At 41.2% G+C, this 26,156-nt stretch carries 26 protein-coding genes and 1 pseudogene; 6 read left to right on the forward strand and 21 right to left on the reverse strand.

The window, feature by feature from the left end; genetic code table 11:
• Positions 1–177 precede the first annotated feature (177 nt).
• From PseudUWO311_RS08895 to der, 3 genes are all read right to left on the reverse strand, one after another.
• Positions 178–543 carry a hypothetical protein gene (locus PseudUWO311_RS08895; protein WP_142654897.1) on the reverse strand — a complete coding sequence of 122 codons (366 nt, stop codon included), beginning with the start codon at positions 541–543 and terminating at the stop codon, positions 178–180.
• A gap of 72 nt (positions 544–615) precedes the next feature.
• Entirely contained in the window at positions 616–2,028 is a 1,413-nt protein-coding gene (locus PseudUWO311_RS08900; RefSeq protein ID WP_142654898.1) for an adenylate/guanylate cyclase domain-containing protein, read from the reverse strand.
• Positions 2,029–2,129: 101 nt separating this feature from the next.
• Positions 2,130–3,488 carry a ribosome biogenesis GTPase Der gene (der, locus tag PseudUWO311_RS08905; RefSeq protein WP_142654900.1) on the reverse strand — a complete coding sequence of 453 codons (1,359 nt, stop codon included), beginning with the start codon at positions 3,486–3,488 and terminating at the stop codon, positions 2,130–2,132.
• A gap of 207 nt (positions 3,489–3,695) precedes the next feature.
• Here der and PseudUWO311_RS08910 point away from each other — a divergent pair, with 207 nt between their 5' ends.
• Complete coding sequence (locus PseudUWO311_RS08910) at positions 3,696–4,373, forward strand: DUF2459 domain-containing protein (RefSeq protein WP_142654901.1); 678 nt, start codon at positions 3,696–3,698, stop codon at positions 4,371–4,373.
• A 22-nt stretch (positions 4,374–4,395) separates the two neighbouring features.
• Here PseudUWO311_RS08910 and PseudUWO311_RS08915 read toward each other — a convergent pair whose 3' ends face one another.
• From PseudUWO311_RS08915 to PseudUWO311_RS08940, 6 genes are all read right to left on the reverse strand, one after another.
• Positions 4,396–5,655 carry a glycosyltransferase gene (locus PseudUWO311_RS08915; protein WP_142654903.1) on the reverse strand — a complete coding sequence of 420 codons (1,260 nt, stop codon included), beginning with the start codon at positions 5,653–5,655 and terminating at the stop codon, positions 4,396–4,398.
• Between the two features lie 182 nt (positions 5,656–5,837).
• Positions 5,838–6,656 carry an FAD-dependent thymidylate synthase gene (locus tag PseudUWO311_RS08920; protein WP_142654905.1) on the reverse strand — a complete coding sequence of 273 codons (819 nt, stop codon included), beginning with the start codon at positions 6,654–6,656 and terminating at the stop codon, positions 5,838–5,840.
• A 58-nt stretch (positions 6,657–6,714) separates the two neighbouring features.
• Positions 6,715–7,485, reverse strand: a complete 771-nt coding sequence (locus tag PseudUWO311_RS08925) for a DUF4276 family protein (RefSeq protein WP_142654907.1) — start codon at positions 7,483–7,485, stop codon at positions 6,715–6,717.
• The gene (locus PseudUWO311_RS08930; RefSeq protein ID WP_142654908.1) at positions 7,482–8,756 is read right to left on the reverse strand and encodes an AAA family ATPase; all 1,275 of its coding nucleotides are present in this window, start codon (positions 8,754–8,756) and stop codon (positions 7,482–7,484) included. Before PseudUWO311_RS08930 ends, PseudUWO311_RS08925 begins: the two co-directional genes overlap by 4 nt.
• 59 nt (positions 8,757–8,815) lie before the next feature.
• Positions 8,816–9,625: a hypothetical protein gene (locus tag PseudUWO311_RS08935; RefSeq protein WP_142654909.1), complete on the reverse strand. Its 810-nt coding sequence runs from the start codon at positions 9,623–9,625 to the stop codon at positions 8,816–8,818.
• A 228-nt stretch (positions 9,626–9,853) separates the two neighbouring features.
• Complete coding sequence (locus tag PseudUWO311_RS08940; protein ID WP_142654910.1) at positions 9,854–10,885, reverse strand: virulence RhuM family protein; 1,032 nt, start codon at positions 10,883–10,885, stop codon at positions 9,854–9,856.
• A gap of 60 nt (positions 10,886–10,945) precedes the next feature.
• Here PseudUWO311_RS08940 and PseudUWO311_RS08945 point away from each other — a divergent pair, with 60 nt between their 5' ends.
• Positions 10,946–11,536, forward strand: coding sequence for a Uma2 family endonuclease (locus PseudUWO311_RS08945; protein ID WP_142654911.1), 591 nt, complete (start codon positions 10,946–10,948; stop codon positions 11,534–11,536).
• Positions 11,537–11,655: 119 nt separating this feature from the next.
• Here the strand turns inward: PseudUWO311_RS08945 and PseudUWO311_RS08950 are convergent, their stop codons facing one another.
• Positions 11,656–12,195: a hypothetical protein gene (locus tag PseudUWO311_RS08950; protein ID WP_142654912.1), complete on the reverse strand. Its 540-nt coding sequence runs from the start codon at positions 12,193–12,195 to the stop codon at positions 11,656–11,658.
• Positions 12,164–12,520: an ArsR family transcriptional regulator gene (locus PseudUWO311_RS08955; protein ID WP_142654913.1), complete on the reverse strand. Its 357-nt coding sequence runs from the start codon at positions 12,518–12,520 to the stop codon at positions 12,164–12,166. The genes PseudUWO311_RS08950 and PseudUWO311_RS08955 overlap by 32 nt, the downstream gene beginning before the upstream one ends.
• A 178-nt stretch (positions 12,521–12,698) precedes the next feature.
• On the opposite strand from PseudUWO311_RS08955, the pseudogene PseudUWO311_RS08960 reads away from it, so the two are divergent.
• Positions 12,699–13,288: pseudogene (locus PseudUWO311_RS08960) on the forward strand (Uma2 family endonuclease).
• Between the two features lie 123 nt (positions 13,289–13,411).
• Here PseudUWO311_RS08960 and PseudUWO311_RS08965 read toward each other — a convergent pair.
• The 6 genes from PseudUWO311_RS08965 to PseudUWO311_RS23970 form a co-directional block, all read right to left on the reverse strand.
• Positions 13,412–15,154 (reverse strand): helicase HerA domain-containing protein, encoded by a 1,743-nt coding sequence (locus PseudUWO311_RS08965; RefSeq protein WP_142654914.1) that lies wholly within the window; start codon positions 15,152–15,154, stop codon positions 13,412–13,414.
• Positions 15,155–15,289: 135 nt separating this feature from the next.
• Positions 15,290–15,625 carry an RNA recognition motif domain-containing protein gene (locus tag PseudUWO311_RS08970; RefSeq protein WP_103668295.1) on the reverse strand — a complete coding sequence of 112 codons (336 nt, stop codon included), beginning with the start codon at positions 15,623–15,625 and terminating at the stop codon, positions 15,290–15,292.
• 421 nt (positions 15,626–16,046) lie between these two features.
• Positions 16,047–16,715, reverse strand: coding sequence for a hypothetical protein (locus PseudUWO311_RS08975; protein ID WP_142654915.1), 669 nt, complete (start codon positions 16,713–16,715; stop codon positions 16,047–16,049).
• A 73-nt stretch (positions 16,716–16,788) separates the two neighbouring features.
• Positions 16,789–17,430 (reverse strand): ParA family protein, encoded by a 642-nt coding sequence (locus PseudUWO311_RS08980; protein WP_142654916.1) that lies wholly within the window; start codon positions 17,428–17,430, stop codon positions 16,789–16,791.
• 148 nt (positions 17,431–17,578) lie between these two features.
• Entirely contained in the window at positions 17,579–18,067 is a 489-nt protein-coding gene (lspA, locus tag PseudUWO311_RS08985; RefSeq protein ID WP_142654917.1) for a signal peptidase II, read from the reverse strand.
• A gap of 123 nt (positions 18,068–18,190) precedes the next feature.
• Positions 18,191–18,361 carry a hypothetical protein gene (locus PseudUWO311_RS23970; protein ID WP_190303440.1) on the reverse strand — a complete coding sequence of 57 codons (171 nt, stop codon included), beginning with the start codon at positions 18,359–18,361 and terminating at the stop codon, positions 18,191–18,193.
• A 315-nt stretch (positions 18,362–18,676) separates the two neighbouring features.
• On the opposite strand from PseudUWO311_RS23970, the gene rpaB reads away from it, so the two are divergent.
• Positions 18,677–19,414: a response regulator transcription factor RpaB gene (gene rpaB, locus PseudUWO311_RS08990; protein WP_103668290.1), complete on the forward strand. Its 738-nt coding sequence runs from the start codon at positions 18,677–18,679 to the stop codon at positions 19,412–19,414.
• A gap of 33 nt (positions 19,415–19,447) precedes the next feature.
• On the opposite strand, the gene PseudUWO311_RS08995 is transcribed toward rpaB, so the two are convergent.
• A complete protein-coding gene (locus PseudUWO311_RS08995) occupies positions 19,448–20,560 on the reverse strand; it encodes a glycosyltransferase family 4 protein (RefSeq protein ID WP_142654918.1) in 1,113 nt (370 codons plus the stop codon).
• 13 nt (positions 20,561–20,573) lie between these two features.
• On the reverse strand, positions 20,574–21,488 hold the full coding sequence (gene menA, locus PseudUWO311_RS09000) for a 2-carboxy-1,4-naphthoquinone phytyltransferase (protein ID WP_142654919.1): 915 nt from the start codon (positions 21,486–21,488) through the stop codon (positions 20,574–20,576).
• A gap of 157 nt (positions 21,489–21,645) precedes the next feature.
• On the opposite strand from menA, the gene pds reads away from it, so the two are divergent.
• Positions 21,646–23,085, forward strand: a complete 1,440-nt coding sequence (gene pds, locus PseudUWO311_RS09005; protein ID WP_142654920.1) for a 15-cis-phytoene desaturase — start codon at positions 21,646–21,648, stop codon at positions 23,083–23,085.
• A 4-nt stretch (positions 23,086–23,089) separates the two neighbouring features.
• Positions 23,090–23,977, forward strand: coding sequence for a phytoene synthase (locus PseudUWO311_RS09010; protein ID WP_142654927.1), 888 nt, complete (start codon positions 23,090–23,092; stop codon positions 23,975–23,977).
• A gap of 132 nt (positions 23,978–24,109) precedes the next feature.
• Here PseudUWO311_RS09010 and PseudUWO311_RS09015 read toward each other — a convergent pair whose 3' ends face one another.
• Positions 24,110–24,850, reverse strand: a complete 741-nt coding sequence (locus PseudUWO311_RS09015; RefSeq protein ID WP_190303441.1) for a fatty acid desaturase — start codon at positions 24,848–24,850, stop codon at positions 24,110–24,112.
• Positions 24,851–24,947: 97 nt separating this feature from the next.
• The gene (locus tag PseudUWO311_RS09020; RefSeq protein ID WP_142654922.1) at positions 24,948–25,907 is read right to left on the reverse strand and encodes an orange carotenoid-binding protein; all 960 of its coding nucleotides are present in this window, start codon (positions 25,905–25,907) and stop codon (positions 24,948–24,950) included.
• Positions 25,908–26,156 lie beyond the last annotated feature (249 nt).

Genomic DNA, 26,156 nt, shown 5'->3' on the forward strand with positions numbered 1-26,156 from the left:
TATAGCTATAGCCATTGTATTTAAGACATAAAACCCAAAATAGAAGAGTTGCGGCGCATCGCGCCGCAACTCTTCTATTTTGGGTTTTGTCCTAACGCCTTTGGCTACAGCTATAAATGATTTTAGAGAGTGTGCCCCAGCGGGGCACACTCTCTAAAATCATTTGGGATTGCTATATTAAATTACCTGAAACCTAGGATTATTTTTTAGAGAAGTCGCATCAAAACATATCGCCCAATTCAGAAATTGCTCACTAATAATTTCGCTTTGAGCGTCGAGCAACAAAGCGAAATAATTTCCTTGCTGCTTGACCACAACCGCTGTATATTCCTTGCCGCGAATTACTGCATAGGTAAAATTTTCTACAGGTAAAGAAGCTGCCAACAGTGACTTTAGTCCTAAAGCTTGGAAAATTGGTTGTACCCAAATAATGCTCTTACTACCATCTACAAGCGTGTAATATTCCTTTGGAAGCCCGCTTAAGTCAAAAGTTGCGGCTCCTAGCGTATTAGCTTCAAATTTAGTTTCTTCTAGGGCTGTCATAGTTCTTAAGGCGCGTGATTCGTATGAAATGATTTTGTGTGGTGTGGCAAGGCTTTGCCGCACCACACAAAATCATTTCTCTTTCTTATTAATTAAAAAGTATGTTTGCATTTCTCCCTTCCCTTTGATCATAATTTTGCCACGATCAGTAAAGTTATATTTGTTTTTTAAAATTGCGTAGGTCGAGTCAGAGACTTGTATATGGTCAGGCATTCCATGCGACTCCATCCTGCTCGCGACATTAACAGCATCGCCCCACAGATCATAAATAAACTTCTTGATGCCGATTACACCAGCCACGACTGGCCCCGTATTTATGCCAACGCGAATTTTGAAAGGCTCTCCAAGATCACTTGCAAATTTACCAATTACATTTTGCATATCCAAAGCCATATCCGCGATCGCTTCTGCATGATCGGGACGATACATGGGTAGTCCTCCCACCACCATATAGGCATCACCAATGGTTTTGATTTTTTCGAGACCATATTTTTCCGCTAAACCATCAAACTCAGAAAAAATTTCATTCAGCAAGCATACCAATTTAACTGGCGGAACCTTAGCCGATAGCTCCGTAAAACTCACAATATCTGCAAATAAAACTGTAGCTTCGCTAAAGCCATCGGCAATAATCTTTTCTCCCAGCTTTAGGCGATCGGCGATCGCATAGGGCAGAATATTTAACAGCAGATTTTCAGAAGTATCCTTTTCCTGTTGAATCAGGGCTTCAGCACGTTTGCGTTCTGATATTTCTTTGATAATCCGTACATACATTTGATTAAAAGCTGCCATGACATCGCCCACTTCATCAGTCCGCAATGTCGCCATTGAATGAAATTGCAAATTCATTTGATCTTGACTGATCGAGTCGGCAACTAGTTCTAGATCCTCCCGCAATTTCAAGATGGGTAGAATGACGATCACCCCTAAGATCGCCAAGGTACTTGCCGTTACAAATAGAGAAATAATGGCAACTAAACCAATAATCCGCCATACATAATTAACTAGTTCATGCTGAATAAACTCGACATTGTGACGAACTATAAATACGTAGTCACTGCCAAGTTGCTTCCCATTCCATGCAACATCGTATCGATTGCCACTGCGAAGCCTTGCGATCGGCTGATCGCGGACATCCGCAGCAGTAAGATTTGGGACTTCACCCATTTGATAAAGGCGTTGACCTTTAGTATTTTCTACAGCCCACCCTGAGACATTTGTTTCTCGCTTGATCGATTTTGCTAAATCTGCGAATTCAGCTTCTGTTTGCTCTGTTTTCATTGATTTAGTGGTGTGCAAAAAAAATCTCGCTTGTATAGCCGAGACATTTTCCACCTGATCGATCAATTCTTGTTCGCGCCGAAAATAAGACGGAACCAGAAGAATCGCCTCGATAACAACAATGCTGACAAAGATCCAAAAGGCAATTCGTCGCGATAGTTTTGCTTTTGCTAAGCTCAGCAGCGCTTGCGATCGCTCTTCCATGAGTGCTCCATGCTACTGACTTTATTCAATCCTAGCAATGTCATCATAACAACCGTCATAGTGCTTAAGAAAACAAAAGGGACGCAAAGCGTCCCTTTTGTTTATCTTAATGCTGAGTTTTTCGATTTTTCGACTTCGCGATCTTTTTTGCCGCGCCAGATAAATCGTAACGGTGTCCCATCAAAGCCGAGAGTTTTGCGGAACTGGTTTTCGATGTAACGCTTGTAGTTATCGTTGAAACGATGGGGATCGTTGACGAATAAAATTATCGTTGGTGGACTATCAGAAATTTGGGTACAGTAATATACTTTGCCCTGCTTACCGCCGCGACTGGTGGGTGGCGCGTGCCATGTAACTGCTTCATTGAGAGCTTCATTTAAAATTGCCGTAGGGACGCGGCGCTTATGTTGTTCATATGCTATGTCTACACGCTCCAGAATTTGCTCGACTCGCTGCCCAGTCACCGCACTGACAAAAATAATCGGTGCATATTCCACAAACATCAGGCGGCTCTTCACATCGGCGGTGTAGTCGTAAATGGTGTAGGAATCCTTTTCGATCGCATCCCATTTATTGACCACAATTACGCAAGCTTTGCCTTCGTCATTAATCCGACCTGCTAGCTTTTGATCTTGATCGGTAACGCCATCGAGGGCATCGATGATCAGCAGAACTACATCAGAACGCCCGATCGCTTTAAATGCTCGGTTGATGCTAAAAAATTCAATGCCGTAATCAATATTCTTTTTACGGCGCACACCCGCTGTATCAATTAAGCGGTATTTTTTACCATCACGCTCGACCGACATATCGATCGCATCACGAGTAGTGCCCGATATGGGGCTAACGATACTACGGTTTTCTCCGATGAATGCATTCAGTAAGCTGGATTTACCAACGTTGGGACGACCGATAATCGCTACTTTGATTTCGTCGCTTTCTTTAACTACTTCTTCGGGTGCGGGTAGATGTTTAACTAACTCATCTAATAATTCGCCCGTACCGTTACCATGAATTCCCGACATTGGGATTGGTTCACCTAAGCCTAGGTTCCAAAATTCAGCGGCTAGTGATAGCCCAAATTTAGAGCCTTCGCATTTATTTACAGCCAATAGCACAGGAATATTCTGCCGCCGTAACCAGCCACCTAGTTGCTCGTCAGCATCGGTAATCCCTGCCATTCCATCAACAACAAAAATCACAGCAGCAGATTCACGAATGGCAATCTCCGCCTGTTCGCGAATCATTGGTAAAAATTCAGTCTCGTCGTCAAATACTAATCCACCTGTATCAACGACTTGAAATTCATGTGCGCCCCAAAAACATTCGCGATAAACGCGATCGCGGGTTACACCAGGTTGATCGAAGACGATCGCATATTGCTCTCCCGACAGACGGTTTACGAGCGTAGATTTGCCCACATTGGGGCGACCGACAACGGCAACAATCGGTAGCGGCATGGCTTTACAGTTTTGGAATTCCGAACTCACTATAGTAACTTTAAATTAGTACAGTCGTCAATACAAAAACAAAAAGAGAGTTGCGGCGCGAAGCGCCGCAACTCTCTTTTTGTTTTTTTGTCAGTCACAAAAAAAGTCGGAGATCTCAATCTCTGCGGTGGTATTGTACGAGAATTAATCAAGAGATAATCACACCAATCTATAAGCGTGACACGTAAGCAGAAGATCGCTACTTTTCTAGGAATATTGCTAGGGATTTTTATCGCGATCGCCAGTTACTTTTTCTATTGTCCTAGCCCAACGGCGGGACTATTTCCTGCGGCGACAAATGTTAAAACTCGCACGATTTATTTTGTGCATCATGATTGGCATTCGGGATTAGCATGGGCACAACAAAAGCCAGAAAACTTTGGAGCTGAAGAATGGAAAGATGCTCCCTACGTGGAAGTAGGTTGGGGCGATCGTCAGTTTTATTTCGCGGGTGATCAGTCTATTCCCTCAATGCTAAGGGCGGTATTTATTCCATCGGATAGCGTCATGCATGTGGTAAGTTTTGCGGAATCTCCTACGCAGTATTTTAAATTTCCTGTATTGCCGATAGAGCTATCAGAAGCGGGCTTTCAAAATTTATTAGCCTATGTCAAACAGACTTTTGCGGTTAATGAGAAAGGCGATCGCAAAGCGACAATTGGAAAAGGTCAATATGGGGTTAGTAGTTTCTATGCCGCTGTGCCAAGATATTTTTCTTTGTTTAACTGCAATACATGGGCGGCTGAGGCTTTACGCAATGCGGGTTTATCCGTTTGTCCTAATCGCGCATTATTAGCTAAAAATCTTGCCGAACAGATTAAATATTTGCAGAATTCAGGTAAGGGCAATTCATGAATTGCCCTTACCTGAATTGCCATTACCTAAATTCTTGTAGAGCCGATCGCAATATTTCCGCAGTTTCATAATTTTGTTGTTGCTCATGGAGTTGAATTGCTCTAGTGAAAGAGGCGATCGCTTCGGGGAAATAGCCTACTTTCATGAGCACGACACCTAGATTTTGGTGTGCCTCGGCATAGTTAGGTTCGAGTGTAATTGCTTGTTGGTAAGCGGCGATCGCATCGGTAAAACGTCCTGAAGTTTTGAGCGCAATTCCATAGTTAAAATATCCTTGAGCGAAATTAGGAGCGATTTGAGTCACCTTTTCAAAATAGGCGATCGCTTCTTTTTGGTTGAGTTCTTGATAGATATTTCCTAAATTGAGATAAGCAGAAAGTTTGACAAGGTTCGGAACATCTAGGGCAATTACTTGCTCATAGGCGCTTTTGGCTAGTTCCCAATCTCCATTTTGGTGATAGGCAAGCCCTAAATGGTAATGTAACTCACCGCGAATTAAACTTTGTTGCTCGGCATCGTCAAGTAAATCTAATCCTTTTTGTAATAGCTCAATTCCCAAATGGCGATCGCGATCTTGAGGACTACTAACGTACAAAGCTCCTAATTTGTTGAGCATATAACTATCATTAGGAAATGCTTCCAAATGTTTGTGCATCAATTGTTTGGCAAACTCATACTTATGCTTAAGTTGGATCTCGCTATCCGTATAACCGTAATGTAGTAAAACTGGAACTTCTATATTTAGCACTTGCCAATCAGGTTCTTGCGCTTGTAAAGCTACCACCGATTGATCGATTGATTCATGATATAGCCCTGTAAATTTAATCGCAGGATGATTGCGGAATAGGCGTAGTACTAGGGAATAGGGAGCTTGCTTGGCATCTATTTCCGATCGCAAAAGATTAACGGCTAGACAGTCATCCCGTTGTATCACCTCTTGCAAAGTAGCGATCTCACTTTGTTCCAGAACCTCATCAGCATCAATGACCAAGATCCATTTACCTTTTGCTTGTGCGATCGCATAGTTCCGCGCCTGTGAGAAATCATCACACCACTCAAATTGAAATACTCGCGCCTGATATTTTTTGGCAATGGCAACCGTGCGATCGCTCGATCCTGTATCGACGACAATGATTTCATCGGCAAGCGATCGCAGACTCTCTAAGCATTGTGGTAAGCGTTGTTCTTCATTTTTGACAATTAAACAAGCGCTTAAAATGATCGGAGAATGCGATCGGGCAAATCCTTTTTTTAGAGGTTTAACTGTCTTAGTACGGGACATTGAGGATTTTGGTGGTTATTTACTAAGATTAGGAGATTCCCAAGAAAAAACATCTATGCGTAGGAGCAGGTTTTGGAATAAATCTATGGGTAAAGCATTGACTTGTTGATAAACCTGCCCCTACATGGATTTTGATTTATGGGAATATCTTAAGGAGATTTTCAGCAAAGAAATTCCCCTCTTTAATTCCCCTTATTCCGTTCTAGATCAAATCGATAGGCTTGGAATCCAGTGAAGTTAGCACGTTTCTCAGAATTAGAAAGAGCGCTTGCGACATGCTCAAAGGGTGATAGGTGAGCAGGTTTAGAAGTTAATAGGCGATCGTGCAGTTTTACGTCATCGGCGAGACTCCGCACACCATCATGATTGAGATAACTGACTCGCGCACAGCGTCCTACCGCCACTTTCACCAATTCGTTAATATCGCTAATTTCGTCAATATCTTCTTGTTTAATTAGCGGTAAATGCCATTCCCCTGCGGCTAATTGTTGCGGTTGACTCGCATCATAGGCGGCTTTCATTTTATTAGCGAGAACTTGGATTTCTGGCTGTGCGTCGGGATGACAGCGTTGTTCAAAAAAGTTTTGAAATTCGGTTCCCGAACAAATTACGGTAATCGTGGAGAATGGTTCCAAAAGACGATTGACTACTTGTTTATGGATGCCAATTTCTACTAATCGCCGCGCATGACGGATCGCATCAAGTCTAGCTTCTTGCCATACTGCTGATGCTGCTTGCATCTCGTCTTCAGTAACTTCTGTTTGGGCGGACATTCCCTTTTGATTTTTGCCCCAATGCAATGGATAGACTTCTTGACTCTCGACGAGCTTGATCATTTTCTCGACGGGAATGGCGCGACTGCTGCTGCTGTTTTTGCTGAGCATTCGATGGGTCATGAATTCTGAGTGAATCATGCGGTGGTAGGTCAGCACAAAGGTGGTCAGGCGATCGCCTGTTAAGTTAATGCTGTCAGCGATGATTGCGGCTTGGGGTTGAAACATGATGCTTAAATTCTTAATTCATATAAGATTGTAGTCTATGGGGTATGGCTGCTAGCGGTTAGCTTTTTGAGGGGCTTGTGAGCCGTGACAAGCTAGTGAAAAATTTACGGAATTCTGGACATTTTTGTTGGGCGATCGCAGAATCAAGTTGCCTGATAAAACGGGCAGTATGCAGTTGTTTAGAATATCTCATTCCTTCTTTTTGTTCTGAGGCTTGGATAATCGCGTTGGAAAGCTTTTGATGATAGCTCTGGGGAAATGCGGGATCTAGCCCAAAATTTTCGGGATTGCTAAAGGATAATTGGCGATCGCTTACGAGCCAGTGCTGCATCGCTTTACATTTATCGCGAAAGTCGGGATCTTTTGCTAAGGTTTGCTCCCAATCGGCTATCACCCAAGACTCTAATTCTGGTTTGGCGAATCCGATGAGGTGATTAACTGGCGGAATGTTGGGGTTGTTTTTCCATACTTGATTGAGGAGATCTGCAAATTCTTGAGATTTTTGTTGACAGAACTCGTTTGGATCATTAATGCCTTGGGGTGGATAGTCGAGATCGTCAAAAATCAAAATGAGATCGCACATGGGATCGTTTAATCTGAATTTATGATTTAATCTCTCTTCAATTTCTTTGAGCAGTGATTTACCCGTCAAGCCTTGAGATGCTCGATCTGTCTTAGGTTTTGCACTTAGTTTGTTAGGTTTGTTTCCTTCCTTATTACTAACTGGTGTCACCCTTTGGAAGTCACAATTTGGAAATTCTCTGCGTAAGTAGGGAAGTAGTCCAGATATTTCCGATTGTCCGCCTCCTGCAAATACCCATACAATCACAGCGCCCAGCCTCCGATTTCAGGTTCACCCACCCGATACAGATCGCCAAGTTCCCATCCTTCATCTAGGCGATCTTGGAGGCGTTCTTTGGATAGGGTTTTGACATGGAATAGGGTTTGCTCTGGGTTGGAGGCTTCAAAGACATGGACGTTTTCGAGGCGGTCTGTAAATTTATCCAGTAGGTCGGGGCTATGGGTGGTGATGATCACCTGTGTTCTAGCGGCGGCGTTTTTTATCCATTCTGCAAGGTAGCTCAACCATTGAACATGTAAGCCGACTTCTGGCTCGTCAATGACGATGAGGGAAGGTAAGTTAGGGGAGTTGAGAATGATTGCCCAACATAGCATTCTGACTGTGCCATCGGACATTTCATCAAGGTATAGGGGACGTTTGGTGTTTTGTAAATGCCATTCAATGCTAATTCTGGTTCTGCCAGTTCTGATGGGGCGAATACGTTTCGTTTGCGGTACGATATCGCGCATGATGACGTTGAGTTGGTCTTCAAAGTCGATGCTTTCTTGGATGAGGTTGTCTAGAACTAGGGCTAGGTTTTCACAGTCAGGATTGAGATGTTTCTCTGGAGATCCGATTTCTGGCTCGGCGTTACGAATCTCTCTTAGATTCATGTTATTAGCGCTGTAAAATCGCCAACTAGAGACAAGATCAAGAATTTGACGATATTTATCGTATAGGATTTTAATTTCTGGAAGATTATTTGGTGTTTCTAATAAGTTAGGAATATTAGACAAACCAATTTCATCAGAATGAATTCCAAATACTGCTGTTTTTTTTAAGGGATCTTTGGTGTCGAATACAGTACCATGACCACTTAATGCATAGTATCTGTAATAGTAAAACAGTTCGTTATTCTCTTCGTTTGATTCTGATAAATGTTCTTCTAGAACTTGAGGGAATATCTTGTCTGTACAGAAAAGCGATAACCAAAGACTTAATTGATTTTTAACAGAATTCTCAACAGCAAAAGTGAATTTTAAATCGATGTTTTCTGGCAAAGAGTATGTCGCATTTAATATTCTAGAACTACCTAGATTTGATATGGCTTTTACAAAGTTTGTTACCCCATCTCTTGTTATCACATTGTTGCCTGAAATACTTTCTTTTAAGAAGTTGAGCAATGCAATAAAATTGCTTTTACCAGAGCCATTAGAACCGATAAATATATTTAATCCTTCACTAAGTTTCAATCCTTTTTCTATGTCAAGATTCTTATATCTTTGGGTGCTGACCTTGCCAATATGTTTTATTTTCATGTTTTGCTTATTAATCTTAATTTACTTGAAAGTTGTTTGGCTAAATTTTTAGCCGAATTTTAATATTTTCCAGAAGCCAAAATCCCCTTCATTTCTCTCATCAAAGTATCTTGTTCTTGCCGTAATTCCTCAAGACGGATTAGAATATTTGGCAATCGTTCCTTTACATCTAAATTGTTAGATTGAAATTTGGCATTTTGAAAAACTTTAAATGCCGATATAAATGGAATTTTTAGAATAAGTAGAAAGATTTGTGGGATAAGTTTTATAATTGCGTTTAATAGATTCCACAACACTAAAAATATCAACAGGATCACGATCATTGCTAAAAAAGGATGCGTAACAATCCAAGCTATAGCTGGATGCTCAACCATCCACATTTGTACTGAAGTACTAATTACTTCCTGAACACTATTTGCTATAGCACTACTTAGTTGTTCTGCTTTGTGCAATGTCGCATCAAGAGCAAGTTTTGTCTTATCTGCTGCTTCGGAGATAGAAGTTGTCGCATCATTTATTTTGTGAACTGAAATATTAGTTGCTTCATTCAATGCCCCAGTTGCTTTGTTAGTTGTTTCTTTGACTACACTAGCTGCTTGATTACTTGCCTCTGTAAGCGTCTTAACTGCACCGTTTGTTGCATCTAAAACAGAGGTCTTAATTTTTGCAGTAGCATCATTTAAGCCACTAGCTGCTTTAGTGAAGTTATTAGTTAAGTTGTTGATGGTCTGTCCTGAACTGTCTGTCAAAGCTCCAAACTTGTCAAAAGCATTTTTTGCTTCAGTAGCTACAGTATCGGTTGCTTTATCTGTAAAACTCTCAATATTATTTTTTGCATTTTGTATGGTTTCAGAAAAGTTATCCATCATTACTTAATGTTTATTATAGATTGATGATTATTCATTATTTTAGTCTAATTTAGCAATAGATTTTAGGAATTGGAGGACTGGATACAGTTCATTGAGCGCTTATCCTTATTTTTACGGTGCTATACTCAAATCACAGTTAATCTTCAAACTGCTGCCAAATCTATGACCTAAGTAAAGTAATTGCAGAAATATCTTTATTTCCCATTATTAACTTGTAAGTTTATTCTTTTATGACTTATCTTTTCTCTGAGTACTATTTAGTGATTTTTTAACCACCTTATCAAAGTCAGATATATATTCTCGATCTTGAATCACTCGATATTTTTCATACTCGGATGCAGCTAGATTTTTAGCAACTTCAGCAGATATTGAACCAGCATTAGTTAAAACGTCGTAATCGTTAAAGCGCAAAAAAGCATCCAATTTATCAATCCAATCCTGCATTTTCATAGAGATTTGCCGAGCCGCTTGATTTTCTGCATAGTCTAAATACATGGTGACAATGCGTTCTAACTCTTTAATCTCTTTTTCAATAAGATAGTTTTTTGCTACTGTGACATCCGATTTGATGATTTTCCCTTCAGGAGCATTTTTCCATGTTTGCAATCCCATTTTGGGCTGATCAGCGCTAGCTCGACTTGCGATAATCTCTGCCGCAGTTTTCCCTGTAATAGCCCACTCCAACTTGTTTTGGACTGTCTTAAAAAAGGTCTGAGTAGTTGGAGATTTTGAGTCATAGTCAATACTGCATTGCTCGTAAATATCAGTAATTTTTTGATAAAAACGCCTTTCGCTAGCGCGAATCTCCCGAACACGCTCTATTAACTCGTTGAAATAGTCTTTGCCAAAATGCTTACCTTGCTTGAGTCGCTCATCATCCATCACAAAGCCCTTGATGATGAACTCTTTTAAAGTATTAGTTGCCCAGATCCGAAATTGGGTTGCTTGATAGCTATTGACTCGATAACCTACAGCAATAACCACATCAAGGTTATAAAAATCGATCTCCCTTGTCACATCACGGTTACCTTCACGTTGAACTACTCGAAATTTTCGAGCAGTTGGATCTGGCTCTAGTTCACCGCTTTGGTAAATTTCTTTCAAATGGTAAGTTATTGTATTGCTCTCAACTCCGAAAAGTTGAGCGATTTTCTTTTGACTCAGCCAAAAAGTTTCACTCTCATAAATCACCTCAATTTTTACTGCTCCATCAGGAGAGGTATACAGCAAAATATCGTTAAACTGTGGATCTATACTCATTTGCACACTTAGGCGATAATTTCTAAAAAATTATAACCTTTCTCCAAATGACAACCTAAGATGACCTTTGCTAAACGTAGTGCTTCCACAACAACGCTTGATCGCTTTCTGTCTCAGCCAGAAACGAAGCCTGCTAGTGAGTATATTGACGGTTTGATTTATCAGAAGCCCATGCCACAAGGTCAACATTCCCGACTTCAGCTTAAATTTTGTTGTAATACCGTTAATTCTGTAACCGAAGACAAACAAATAGCCTTAGCTTTACCAGAATTGCGTTGTACCTTTGGTGGAAAGTCAATTGTGCCAAATGTGGCAGTGTTTCGATGGGAGAGATTGCCTATTAATGCGGAAGGAGAAATTGAGAATGTATTTTCTATTTCTCCAGATTGGGTGATTGAGATTCTATCGCCAGAACAAGCACCGATGCGAGTCATCAGTAATATTTTGCATTGCCTCAAACATGGCACAGAGATGGGATGGTTGCTATTTCCGAAGGAGCGATCACTATTGATATTTCAGCGCGATCGCCAACCCATCGCAATCAATAGTGAAATAAATTCTGCTCAGAAATTACTTGTACCTAGTTTTTTGGAAACAGAATTAAATTTGACTGTAGATCAGGTATTTGGCTGGTTAAAAGTGGGAAAGTAGAATGAACTTATCCATTAGTTTAACTTTCCAAGAGATTTTAGGATTTGGAGAACGGGATAGAGTTCATTGTGCGATCGCTTTAATATTCCTGCTAACCACATGTAAGATTTACTGAAAATTTAACTGCTAGATTTGAGACTATCTATAAACTCTTGATACCTATCAATTTTTCCTTCTTTCTTCGACCATGCCTTTACCTTATCCAAATCAATTAGATGCCGCTTAGCAACCATCACAGCCTGATCAAGATTTTGGCTATCTCTCCAATGGTAAAAACCAGCTAATCTATCCATCACACACAGAGTTGGCGTAAGAATGTGAAGCTCCAATTCTCCTACCTTCTGCACAGTACATTCTCGATAGTCAACATACTGCTCACCAATCATCAAGGGTGATGGCGGAAACTCTACCAAATAATAGGTATTAGGATGTTCAAAATGTCTACCCTGTTTACTAAATCCTAGTTTAACCATAATTTCTGTCAAACTCTTAGAATCAGCAGGAGAAATAAAATCAAGATCGTCCGATTGATACTCATTCTCTGAATAGATTGTCACCACACCACCACCCGACAGCACAGCCGTTATACCTGCTGTGGTGAGTGCGTCAGATACAATTGCTGCAATCTCAACTAGGGTTAAGTCTTCGTGGATTAACAAGAGGTTTATCTGCTCGGCGAGGACGACGACGTTGACGGTAATAAGCTTTTATTTCTTCTTCAGGTGTTAACTTGAGACGCTGAGCTAACAGCATTTTGACCTGTTCTACAAAAGGCGATCGCGGATTCCATGTATAGAGGCGAGTTTTTCCTACCGAACGGCTCACCAGCAATCCTGAATCTTCAAACTTTTGGAGTTGTTTTTGTACAGTACTCAAAGCAACACCATAGGTATCAGCGATCGCCTTTCCATACCCTTCGTCATAATTGGCAAGATATAGCAAAACCTGCTCAGGTGCTTTACCACCAAAAAGTTCTTTCAGCATGTCTTTCAGCTTAAATATATATACCTACTATAAAGCTTATCTAACCTATATAATAGGTATATCATAGATTTTGTTATATAGAAATGCGATCGCTGAAAGATATAGCCAAATGAGTCTTTTTCAATACCAATATTTCATCAGTATAATAAAAGTCAGCGTCAATGATTGTTGATTAACCATGACCCTAGCCACACAGAGTATTCCCTCAATAACACTCGATCGCTTTCTGACTCAGCCAGAAACGAAGCCCGCTAGTGAGTATATTGACGGTTCCATTTATCAAAAGCCTATGGCACAAGGTCAACATTCTCGCCTTCAGCTTAAATTTTGTAATACCGTTAATGCTGTAACTGAAGACAAACAAATAGCTTTAGCTTTACCAGAATTGCGTTGTACCTTTGGTGGAAAGTCAATTGTGCCAGATGTGGCAGTGTTTCGATGGGAGAGGTTGCCTATTAATGCGGAAGGAGAAATTGAGAATGTATTTTCTATTTATCCAGATTGGGTGATTGAGATTTTATCGCCAGAACAAGCACCGATGCGAGTGATTGGTAATATATTTTGCACTGTCTCAAACATGGTACAGAGATGGGATGGTTACTATTTCCCAAAGAGCGATCGCTGTTAATATTTCAGCGCGATCGCCAACCAATCGAAATCAACAGCGAAATAAATGCTACTCAGAAGTTGCTTGTGCCTAATTTTCTGGAAACAGAATTAAATTTGACTGTAGAGCAGGTGTTTGGCTGGCTAAAGGTGAGCAAATAGAATAAATTATCTATTAGTTTAAATTCCCATCCAGTAAACTAGCTTAGATGCTTGGAAGCACATGGGTTTGCGTGAGACTAGATGCGGTCTTCAATGCGATGACAATCTTGTGCTTACATCGATTCAAAATCCTAAATCTGCTTTAGCCGCCTCTGCAACTCGTAAAACTTCTGGAGTCGAAATTTCTTCCCAAGGCACTTCACCGATCTCGCGATAGAAAGTTTCATCATAGGGACGAGTTTGCACCACGACAGGCATTGGCACTGCATGACCGAGAACTAGAGCTTGCTGCTTAGAATCTAGTTTTGACAAAATTGTTCGTAAATTACCACTGCCCGCTACACCAGTAAAAATTGCATCGATATCTTTCTCATCATTGAGCAACGCCGTAATTCTGGTTCCAATTTGGGACATTACCTCATTATCAATTCCTGAAGGACGCTGATCGACAATTAGCAAAGTCACAAAATATTTCCGCATCTCGCGAGCAATCGTCCCAAAAATAGTCTGTCTAGCCGTATTCGGAGCCAGAAAACGATGGGCCTCTTCGATGGTAATCGTTAACTGCTGGGGGCGATCGCAAATATTTTTAGTCTGCAAAAATCGCTCAGCCTGTTGCACATAAGAATGGTGAATCCGTCTTGTAATGATATTTGTCGCCAACATATAGGAAAGTAGATTTGATTGCGAACCAAACTCAATTACGATATGTTTCCCTGCTGCGATCGAATCGAGAATGCGCTTAATGTAGTTTTCGGGACAGGTTGGGCGTAAATACTTGAGATCATCAAGCCTTGTGAGTTTACGCTGGAGCGCCATAATCGAGGATTTACTCCCCATTTTCTGTTCGCAAAATTCTTGAATTTCGGAATTTGTCATAGCAAGTAATCGCGAAATCCAACTTTTCCCAAATTCATTCCGTAGAATAATCGCATTTTCCAAACTAGCTTCGGAGAGATTTAATTCTTCACGAATTAGCATCAAATCTTCGACATCGATTTGGTCGTAGCTGATGTAAAGCTCCTGAGCATCGCGCACTCCCCGCCGTTTAGTTGAGTCTGGATCGAGAGTATAAATCTGCACCTGTGCAGGAAATAGCTGCCGTAAACCTTTAACGGTGCTAAATCTTTTGCCTTCAGTTGCAGCTTCCCACCCATACTCTGAATGCATGTCGAAGATCAAATTCACCGCCGCTTGCTTTCGGATTATGCCTGATAGTAATAGGCGCGTCAAAAAAGATTTACCAGTTCCTGATTTGCCAAAGATGCCGTTACTACGCTCTACAAAGCGATCGAGATCAAGGCAAATTGGTACAGGCATATCAATTGGCTGCCCGATCGCAAAGTTCCGTTTATGGGGATCATCTTCCCAACCAAATACAATCCGAAAATCTCGCTCAGTCGCATCAAACACCTGCGAAAAGTGACTGGGGATCGTCTTTACAGGCAAGAGTTGGAAATCACTGATTTCTTCGACAGTTTCATAGGCTGGTGATTTCTTCCGCTTGGTTTTCTTAATGCGATCGCTATTCTGACTAGTAGCTCGCTGAGTAATGAGGTCAAAAGGATTTGCAGGAACAAACATTAACATTGGCGTTAAATTGATCGTGCCAAAAGTCCCCGTACCTGCCAAAATTTCGGTTAAAAAAGTATTCTCAGGATCAGGCGGATTCATCAGAATACGGGGGCTAGCCGTACCAAGAGTGACATCGGTGAGGATGCAAAAAAAGCGCGTATGCCGACCATGCACCACCAGAAACTTACCGACGCGCATATCTTCGACGGAAATCTCGCCATTTAGTCGAACTTCTAAACCGTCGCTTAAAGAACCCTGAACAACAATTCCTAATGGTTGCAATAAATCCATGCCAAACCTGCATTAAGCCTGCATACTTTTGCATAGCATAGCAAAATAGAGGAGAAAACTTAGTTTTCTCCTCTATTTTTGCTTGCAGTTGAATACTAATATTCTTTTAGGACGCTGTACGTTCTAAAACAAGATTTAGTAACGACCACCGCCGCCGCCAGACTTGTTATAGCCGCCGCGACCGCCGCCGCCACCGCCTCTGTTGCCACCGCCAAACGAGTCATTATTCTCGCGAGGCTTAGCCTTGTTGACTTTGAGTACGCGACCCATCCACTCAGCACCGTCTAGCGCTGTGATGGCTGCATCTTCCTCAGCATCAGCACTCATTTCTACAAATGCAAAGCCGCGAGCGCGACCAGTTTCGCGATCAGTAGGGAAATGAACACGTGTGACCTTGCCGTAGTCTTCAAAAACAGGCTTTAAATGGTCTTGAGTAACTTCATAGGACAAGTTACCAACGTAAATAGACATTATGCTTTCTCCAAGAATTCAATGAGTATGTAGAGATAGAGATGTCGGAGAGAAGCTTGTCACGATGAAACAGAAAAAAACTGCCAGTACAGAAAACAATTACTACAACCGATAAATACTTTTACCTTACGGTCAATAGTTTAGCGCATATGATTTAAATTTGGGCATAATGTTACATTTAATTTATTTTGCAACAATTAACCCAAAACCCCAAAGTAGAGTTGCGCCGCAACTCTACTTTGGGGTTTTGAGTTTGAGCTAATACCATTTCGCCAAAAGTAAAGGGGACACACAGCGCCCCCTTTATCCCACTACACGAGAGTGTGACAACACTTTTGTGAATTAAAAACTAAACCTAGTAAGAGTTTTAAAATCAAGAAATGGCGTAGCCATTTCTTGATTTGGCATTACTTTTTGAGGTTTAGTCCATCCAACCAATATTTTTATTGTTTATGCGCTGTAACTGTTCGTTAGAGCCAGTTGGACGCGCATAGGGATTGCGATCGCGATGGGGGTAGGGCTGTTCAACAGGCTGTTTGCGAGGAGTTGCTCTATTGTTCTGAGGGCTTTGCGACACCAATTGCGAAGAAATAGGAGGCTCGACTATAGGGGGCTGAGCTAATTCTTTGGTTGATTCTAAAGTCTTGATCTGCTCCGAAAGTTGAATATTCGCTTCGGCTAAGCGCAAATTATCGCGTTTGACTTCCACGAGTTGTTGATCTAATTCATTTTTGAGACTCTCGATCGCTGCTAGTGATTTTTGCAAAAGCTCGATATTAGTATGGCTAAATTTCAAATCTTTTTGCAAATCAGCTATAGTTTGCGACAGTTCAGTTTCTCTTTGTCGAGATTGAGTGAGTGATAGCTCTAGATCAAAAACTTTTGCTTTTGTGCGATCGTCCAAACTTGGAGGTTTAGCTACAGCATTAAGTTCAGGACGAATAGAAGCTTTGCTGACTGACTCAGCAACAGTTTCTGCTTTTACTTCGATAGTTTGTTCAGTTGCATCGTTCTTAGCTGGAGCTTCAGTCTCTTTCTGAACTTCATCACGCAATAAATCTGAAATTCCGACTTTCTTTTTAGTTGACATTATTTTTTTATTTAGTTCTATAAAACAGCTGTTTGCATCATGAGAGTCCGCCTACGGCGGACTCTCATGTGCATTACCTTAAAATATCTCGCCTCAGTTCATCAACTACACGTCTATAGTCTGCTTCTGCTTCTCTAGCATTTTTACCTTTCCATTCTGTAACTAATTTCCCATCTAGAGCAGCGCGCTCATGAGCTTTGTAAGCTCTCACAAAAGCATGAAAAACAGGTACTCCGACTTCTTGTAAAGTATTTTGAGCCTCAAGTGCTTCATTGAGGCATCGAGGATCAACACGGGTTAATAGAACCCGATGGGGAACTTGAGCAGGTCTTACGGTACTTTTGACAGTATCGATGAGAGCAGTTAAATCCATCGGAGCAGGTGGACTGGGCAAAACCAAATAATCAGCGATCGCTACAACTGTAGCTAGGGCATGGGAATGAAGTGCAGGCGGTGTATCTACCAATACTAGATCGTAACTGCTAAGTTTCGGCAATTTTCTTAAATGGGTTGGATCGATTTCTTTAGCAATATCAAAGCCCATGCCTTTCTCGCTACGTCCGACCCACCAAGACAAGCTTCCTTGAATATCAGCATCTACAACTAATACTTTAGCTTCCTGTGCCAAGATACCTGCTAAGGCGATCGCTGTCGTTGTTTTACCTACCCCCCCCTTACCATTGGTGACGACTACAATTTTTGGGGAATTTGCCATGCTGCTAAGTCTCTTAATAACTTCTAATTAGAAATATAGCGCTTCACGCTCTAAAGCCCAAAATTAGTTGTGATAAGAGTCAGCCTACGGTTGGCTTTGATCGCAACTAATTTTTATAATAAAAATTTCTAGATTGAGCGCGAAGTGATCACTCTAGCTTTTTTTGCTTTGATGGTTTAGTGACAAATAAAACAGCGATCGCTAAACAAGCTAGACCAACATTTATCGAGACATCAGCAATATTGAAAATTGCAAATTTAATAATCCGTATATCAATAAAGTCAACTACATAACCAGCCACAAAGCGATCGATGCCATTACCCGCAGCTCCCGCTAAAATACAGCCATAGCCGACCTGTTCCCATCGATTTAAGTTTTTACCAAAAACCCCAAAGGCAACTAACCCTAAACTCACAATCATTGACACCCATTTGAGCCAATCAATCTGACCACTAAACAAGCTAAATGCAGCGCCTGTATTGGTTGCATAGGTGAAATGAAAAATACCATTAATCAAAGGAACTGATTTCAATCCCTTGAGATATTGCACGACTAAATATTTAGAGGCTTGATCGAGAACTAATCCCAAAATTGCCGCAGTCCAGTATAGAGAGTTCTCGATTTTGCCAGATATCATATTAGAGATTTTACTAAAACTTGTAGAAATCAGAGAAATACATAATTTTTTAAAAGGCTCGCAAAGCAAGCCTTTTAAAAAATTATGTGCTGTTTAATTTAGCGCAAAGCGCTGCACAGACTTTTATGGATTAATGATACCTAGCCATGCCAATAAACCCTGGCCAGTGACAAACTCGATCCCTACCGCAAGGATGAAGCCAATCATCGCAGCTCGACCATTTAATCTTTCTGCATAAGTGTTAAATCCCATTTTCGGATCAGTAGCCTGTGGTACTTGAGTTGGTTCAGTCATGATCGAAAAAATCCTCATTTTGCATAAAACTTAATATGATTTTATCGCAATCACCCACATAAAATCGGGAAAGCCGAGACATCACAATACACCCTCTATGTTTTGGGATTAAACGATCACTAAATTAAATGGATCGTTTTATAGCCTAAAAAAATCTTCGCAGTCATACAAAATTCAGGTTTAGCCTGTTCTGAAACTTTAAGTTTTGTTTTCGGATTGTAACGACCGATTTCTTGTAAACTTAGCTAAATAAATATGTAAAACTATAAGATTTTACTGAATTGCAGCTAGCAACATAGTGGAGTGTAAACTGGCTTGGAAAACCATAAGGAAAAAATTTTAGTTGTAGACGACGAAGCAAGTATTCGCCGAATTCTGGAGACACGCCTGTCGATGATCGGTTACGAGGTTGTCACCGCCGCAGATGGCGAAGAAGCGATCGAAGTTTTTCATAAAGAGAATCCTGATTTAGTGGTTCTTGATGTCATGATGCCAAAGCTCGACGGTTACGGGGTATGTCAAGAGCTGCGCAAAGAATCTGATATTCCAATTATCATGCTGACAGCGTTAGGCGATGTCGCCGATCGCATTACAGGGCTTGAATTAGGTGCAGATGATTACGTTGTTAAGCCTTTTTCGCCAAAGGAACTAGAAGCGCGAATTCGTTCAGTGTTGCGACGCTTTGATCGTAATGGCACATCAGGCATCCCTAGTTCTGGGGTGATTCATATCAATACGATCAAGATTGATACCAACAAGCGCCAAGTCTATAAGTCCGATGAGCGTATTCGCTTAACGGGTATGGAGTTTAGTTTGTTAGAGCTATTAGTCGGGCGATCAGGTGAAGCTTTCTCAAGAGCCGAAATCTTACAAGAGGTTTGGGGTTACACACCTGAGCGCCATGTGGATACTCGCGTAGTCGATGTCCATATTTCACGTCTACGGGCAAAGCTGGAAGAAGATCCCAGTAACCCTGAGTTAATCTTGACTGCGCGTGGCACAGGCTACCTATTCCAGCGCATCATTGATGGCTCAGAATCTAAACAAGCATAATAATAAAAGTCTGCCGAAGGCAGACTTTTATTATTACCTATGAAACTTGGCGATCGCCAACTCATAAATTTCTGCCAGTCTTTGAGTATGTATAGCAAGAGTGAATTCTGAGTGAAATAAAGAATTGCCTGCTATACCAATCTCACGAGCTTTATCAAAATTATTTGACAAGTCCCTAATCGCTGTTGCCAACTGTTCAATATTGTTTAGAGTAACTAAAATTCCAGTTTTCCCATCCTGTATATGTTCAGGAATTCCCCCAACAGCGCTAGCAATCACAGGCCGAAATCTCACGTATGATTCTAACGTCACTAAACCCGCAGGTTCGGGCCATACACTAGGGAAAATCACGGCAAAACTTTGATGGTAAAGATCCTCTAACTTTTCTTTTTTACACCAGCCGTGCCAAGTAATGCGATCGCAAATTTGTAAATCCTCCGCTAGCTGACGAACTTGAGGCATAGCCCACCCTTCACCTGCGATGTCAAGATGAATGTCAGAATCTAGGAGAGGTATCGTTTTTAGTAACCAATCTAATCCCTTATCTGGCACTATTCTGCCTGCAAAAAGAATCCGTTTTTGAGCATGGACAGTTCTGGTTAATGGTTCATGGTTATAGGAAGTTGCTGCAATACCGCAACGTAAAGTTACCACCTGCGATTCTGGTAATCCATTGGCAATTAACTGCGATCGCACATAATCACTATTAGCGATTGTCAAAATACCGAGTTTTCTTAGAGCATTTAATTCGGTACTTGCACGTTCTAAGTTTGCAAGGATCTTTGCAGGGCGACGACTGCCACATCCATCGACAAAATGCCCCCAAGCACAACCCCAACTATTTAATAGGCGATCGCAGGTAGATTTACTAGCTGGGAGATATTTAGTTCCACTGGCGCAGTAAACATCATGATTATGTGCGGTAAAAACGACAGGACAGGAATTATTTATCTGAGCGATCGCATTAGTTTCATGGATATGCAGCAATTTGAAATTACTTTGGTCATAATCACTAGGATTAGCAATGATCTCTGCACCAAATGCATCTGGCATTGCCACATACAAGCCATCAACATAGGTTTTAACTCCACCACCAGCGATCGCCGTACTAGCTGAGCAATGATAAATTCTATTCGGCAAAATCATGGGAATTACAATTTCATAAAATCAAGCTGATACTAAGGCATGAACCAACGACAAAATGCAGGGCAACAGCGATAAATCTATAGTTGAGTAAAAGTTCGGCGCGTTCATGGTTTGCACTGATAAATGAGCATAATTTCCATGCAATTGGTAAGCTAATCAGCACAATCGCAGTCCAGATTGGGAAAAAGTTTAGCATGATCGCAATAACCGTAATGGCATAAATGACACTACAAACCCAAGGTAAAAGCTGTGCTGCGCGCTTAGTCCCCAAACGCACAACAGGAGATCGCTTACCAGCGGCAAGATCATCGTCAACTTGATTGAAATGTGAACAAAACAAAATCAGACTAGTAATAATCCCGACAATGATCGCCGCCGCAATTGATCCGATTGACCAAGATTTAGTTTGACTGTAATAGGCTGCCGATACTCCTAACGGGCCAAAGGCAAGAAAGCATAAAACTTCTCCCCATCCCTGATATCCCAACCGAAAAGGGGGACCTTGGTAAATATATCCAAGAAAACAACAAAGCGCGATCGCACTGACGACAACGACATCTTGCTGTAGCCAAGAAATCGCTAATACGCCACTGATACCGAGGAGTAAACAAATATTTGCGATCGCAAAAATCAGGTTCTTCTTGCCTGTCAAGTTAACAACTGAATGAGCTTTATTGATATCGATACCTGTTTCGGCATCAAACACGTCATTGCAGAGATTTTCCCAGACTAAAATCAAAACTGCGGAAATCAGAAATTCCCAAAACACAATCCAGTTAATTGCTCCTGTATCGCGATAAGCAACAGCAGTACCCGTAGCGATCGGGACGATCGCCACGCTATACATTGGAAACTTAATTGCTGCCATCCATAATTTTCGAGATGGAGTGGGGGATATCTCAGGAGAATCAATGAGACTTTTTACCATACTAGCCAAGATGATTTTGTGAGCGCCACCCTAACTTAAAACAAAAGCGAGATCCTCTCAAACTTTTACTAGCAAAAACTAGTGAATTATTAAGCTTTGCAAAGTAAGATGGAGATAATTAAGCATAAAAATTTTAACGTACAGGTATAGAAAGAATATGCGGGTTGCGATCGCTGGAGGAGGGTTAGCAGGGTTATCCTGTGCCAAATATTTAATCGATTTGGGACATCAGCCGATTTTGCTAGAGCGCAATGATGTTCTTGGCGGCTTAGTTGCAGCTTGGAAGGATAAGGATGGTGACTGGATCGAAACAGGGCTACATAATTTTTTTGGGGCTTATCCAAATATGTTGCAGCTTATGGGGGAGCTAGACATTTTAGACCGTCTGCAATGGAAACGCCACGCTTTAATTTTTAACCAGCCTGAAAAGCCAGGCGTACTCTCTTGGTTTGATGTCCCTGACCTTCCAGCGCCTTTCAACATTATCATCTCGATTCTGCGCAACAACGACATGCTCAGTTGGAATCAAAAAATCCGATTTGCGATCGGCTTGATTCCTGCGATCGTCCGTGGTGACAAATATGTAGCGTCCATGGATAAATATACGTTTAGCGAATGGCTGGAAATGCATGGTATTGGTAAAGACATCACTACTGACATCTTCATTGCTGTTTGTAAATCTCTTAAATTTATCGACCCAGATGTCATCTCAGCCACAATTCCCCTACGCGCTCTAAATAAGTTTCTGCAACAAAAAGAAGGTTCACGAATTGCTTACTTAGATGGCGCACCACCTGAGCGCCTCTGTAAACCGATCGCTGATTATGTAATTGATCGTGGGGGCGAAGTGCATACTAGCGCAGGACTAAAGCAGATTGTGGTGGGAGCCGACGGAAATGTCGAGAAAATCATAATTCGAGGAATTAACGGCGCACCAAATCAAGAAATCATTGCCGATGCTTATGTGTCAGCCATGTCTGTAGATGTAATGAAAGACTTCATGCCGATCGCTTGGCAATCGATGCCGTTTTTTCAACAACTAAATCATTTAGAAGGTGTGCCCGTAATCAGCGTCCAACTCTGGTTTGATCGCAAGCTTACAGATATTGATCACACCTTGTTTTCGCGATCGCCACTTCTCAGCGTTTATTCTGATATGAGCAACTCTTGCAAAGAGTATGCAGATCCAGACAAGTCAATGCTGGAATTGGTTTTCGCTCCTGCTGCTGATTGGATTGATCGCCCCAATAGTGAAATTATTGATGCAACCTTAAATGAACTGGCTAAACTGTTTCCTAAGCATTTACCAAGTCCAGCTAAAGTCCTAAAATCCCATGTAGTTAAGACTCCAAGATCGATCTATACTGCAATTCCTGACCGCGAAAAATTTCGACCTACCCAAGCAACTCCCATTGCTAATTTCTTTCTGTCAGGTAGCTATACAGCACAACCATTTTTTGGCAGTATGGAAGGGGCTGTACTTTCTGGTAAGCTAACAGCACAGGAAATCCACAAAGCAAGTCAATCTTCTGGAAATAAAGTCCTTGGTCGAACCTCTAACGAAAACCAGTCAAATCCATCTGTCGTCAGTGCCTAAACCGATGGCAATTTGTCAGTCAGTCAATCTTGAGGAAGCCTACGAGATTTGTCGTTGTATCACGGCTAAGTATGCCAAGACTTTTTATCTTGGCACGATGCTGATGTCACAAGCAAAACGACGAGCAGTTTGGGCTATTTATGCTTGGTGTCGTCGCACCGACGAGCTTGTTGATGGGATGCAAGCGGACACCACAGATGCAGAAACGCTCTTTAGCTGGGAAAAACAGTTGGAGGCGACATTTCGCGGCGATCCAATCCATGCGTCGGATATTGCTCTAGCCGATACGGTCAAGCATTACCCAATGCCAATTCAGCCTTTCAAAGACATGATCTCTGGAATGCGGATGGATCTCAAATACGATCGCTACCAAACCTTCGACGATCTGCATTTATATTGCTATCGTGTCGCAGGCACGGTCGGTTTAATGTCAGCAGCAATTATGGGCTTTGAGACTAAAGATCCATCGGTAATTGCTACGGCAACTGAAGCCGCGATCGCTTTGGGTATAGCAATGCAGCTAACTAATATTTTGCGAGATATTGGCGAAGATGCTCAGCGTGGACGCATTTATCTGCCTCTTGAGGATCTGCATTATTTTGACTATACCGAAAAAGACTTATTAAGCGGTACGGTTGATGAGCGCTGGACTGAGCTAATGCGTTTCCAAATTCAAAGAGCGCGTGAGTTTTACCAACATGCTGAAGATGGTATCTCAGCTTTATGTAAGGATGCTCGATGGCCAGTTTGGTCTTCGCTAATTTTGTATCGAAATATTTTAAAGGCGATCGAACATAATAATTACGAAGTATTTATGCGGCGAGCCTTCGTGCCTCGTTCCAATAAGTTGCTTGCCTTGCCTTGGGCATGGCTCAAAGCTCAAACATCATAATCAAACAAAAAAGCATCGCAGCGCGATGCTTTTTTGTTTACATCGCTTTGCGCTCAAACCCGAACCGAAAAAAATTTGTGATTCGTTTGATCGGAAATTTCTATAAAATAGAGAGGTCGCTAAGTGACTTCTCTATTTGGAATGAATTTTATGAAGCTTATACCAAGGAGTTTTTGGATATTCATGATGCTCCCAATGATAATGACCAAAATGGTAACAGCTAAAAAATGACCATAGATTAGAGTAGTAACTACTTTGCAATCGCGGAGAGAAATAAGGATTTTCGTACAGTTGGTGATGTGGTAGATAAGTACCAAAAAAGAATAACTGTAAAGAACTCAAGACAAGTGGAACAAGGACAAAAAATATTAAATTTGTGAATGCAACATGGAAAATGGTTGTTAAGCCCCAAGCAATTATTATCATATTCACTAAGAAAATGATTAGCGATCGCATTGGAAAATATTCACGAATGAACTTGAAATACCAAAATATTGGATTAGGAACACTACCGTAAAAATCAGGATCGCCACTTTGAGATGGATAGCGATGATGATTAAAATGATTGGTACAGCAATGGTCGTAGGGTAGGAATCCATAAACTGTAACTGCAACTCGTCCTATTAGGTGATTGAGAATTCTGTTGTTTGGAATTAAGTTACCATGCATTGAATCATGGGCAAGGATAAATAAGCCCGTATGGAGATAAGTACGTCCCAAAATAGAGAAAATTAACCAGAACCAAGAAATATCAGATATTTGAATAGCGAGAAGCTCAAATAGGCTGAAAAACCATAGACTAATAATAATTACGGCTATTAATAATCCAATCCAATTTTCCCCTTGATATACCTTTTGTAGAGAGGTAAACATTTGCATATTTTCAAAAGGCAATAGTTAAAACGATAAAAATAAAATCGGCGGTGCGATCGCGCCGCCGATTTCAAAAGCGTAAATCGCTATAACTAAACTAACGAGCGAAGTTCACCAACTCTTTAGGAGATGCGAGCAAGTCGATCGCCACAAAGAAAATCTTGTTATTAGGATCAAGCAAAAAGCGCCAAGCGATATTCATACCAACAGCAGAACCAAACCAAGGGGTTTGTACTTTACCCGTAATCTTGATTTGGGTATATCCACCTTCTGCTGGTTCAGAAACACCTTTTTCTGGAACAAGCACCAGATTTTGACATTCTTCTTTGAAAAATCTCAGCACTGCATCTCTCCCAACAATTGGTCTTTGGAAAGGAGGTTGTAGCGCGCCGTCTGCGAGAAATAGAGCAATTAGAGCATCAAAATCGTTGGCATTCAAGTTGTTCATGTAAGACAAGACTGTAGAATTGTCTACACCTTCGATGCTTACTTGAGTACGTTTAGACACCTCTTGAGGAGCTAAAACAGGCTCAGCGACACGAGTATAATCGCCCAATTTGTTGGGGTCATAGCCCATATCTACAACTGAATTACGGAGAATCGTAATTTGTTGTCCTGGCTCTAAACCTTTCAGAGTTTCTAACACAGCCGAAGCGTTCGCTGACAGTTTATAACCTTCAGGAATCGGAGCAACAATTCCTTTTTCCATCCACTCACCAAGTTGATACCAAAAACCTAGTTTGATGTTTTGTGACCAAATAGCATAGGTACGGCAAATTGGAGTATCAGCACGATTAGCTAAATCACACATGACCTGAGTTTGCTGTTGAAAGCTCATTTTCTTGATTTCATTCAAGGTCAACTCAGCCAACTGCATACTTGCGGCTCCAGGCGCTGCGATCGTTACAGTTTTACCCATCTCAAGATAAGTAAACCAAATCCAAGCCAGTTGGTCTTCAGGGCTAAGTTGATTAAATCTTGCAGTAGTTGCAGGCACTACGTCAGCAGCTAAGGTGTTAGGAAAAATGCTTCTGGCGGAGTTAATTGTATATGTCATAGGAGTATTTTTTAAAGTACAACTGAAAACTTAGGCTTATACTTCTGCATGAAGGAAAAACAACCCCTAAATTCAGAAGTATAAAATCTCATAAATAGAAATTAGAATCTAATTAAAAGTAATAAGGAATGAAAAACAAATAACTTGTGCAAATTAGGATAATCTCAGATAAAGAAAGAAAAGGAATAATTTTGGGTTATTACAGCGAAGAACTTGAGACGGAGATGTTGAAATTTTACGGTTCACTGC

The organism is Pseudanabaena sp. UWO311 (assembly GCF_006937785.1).
Taxonomy (GTDB): Bacteria; Cyanobacteriota; Cyanobacteriia; order Pseudanabaenales; family Pseudanabaenaceae; genus Pseudanabaena.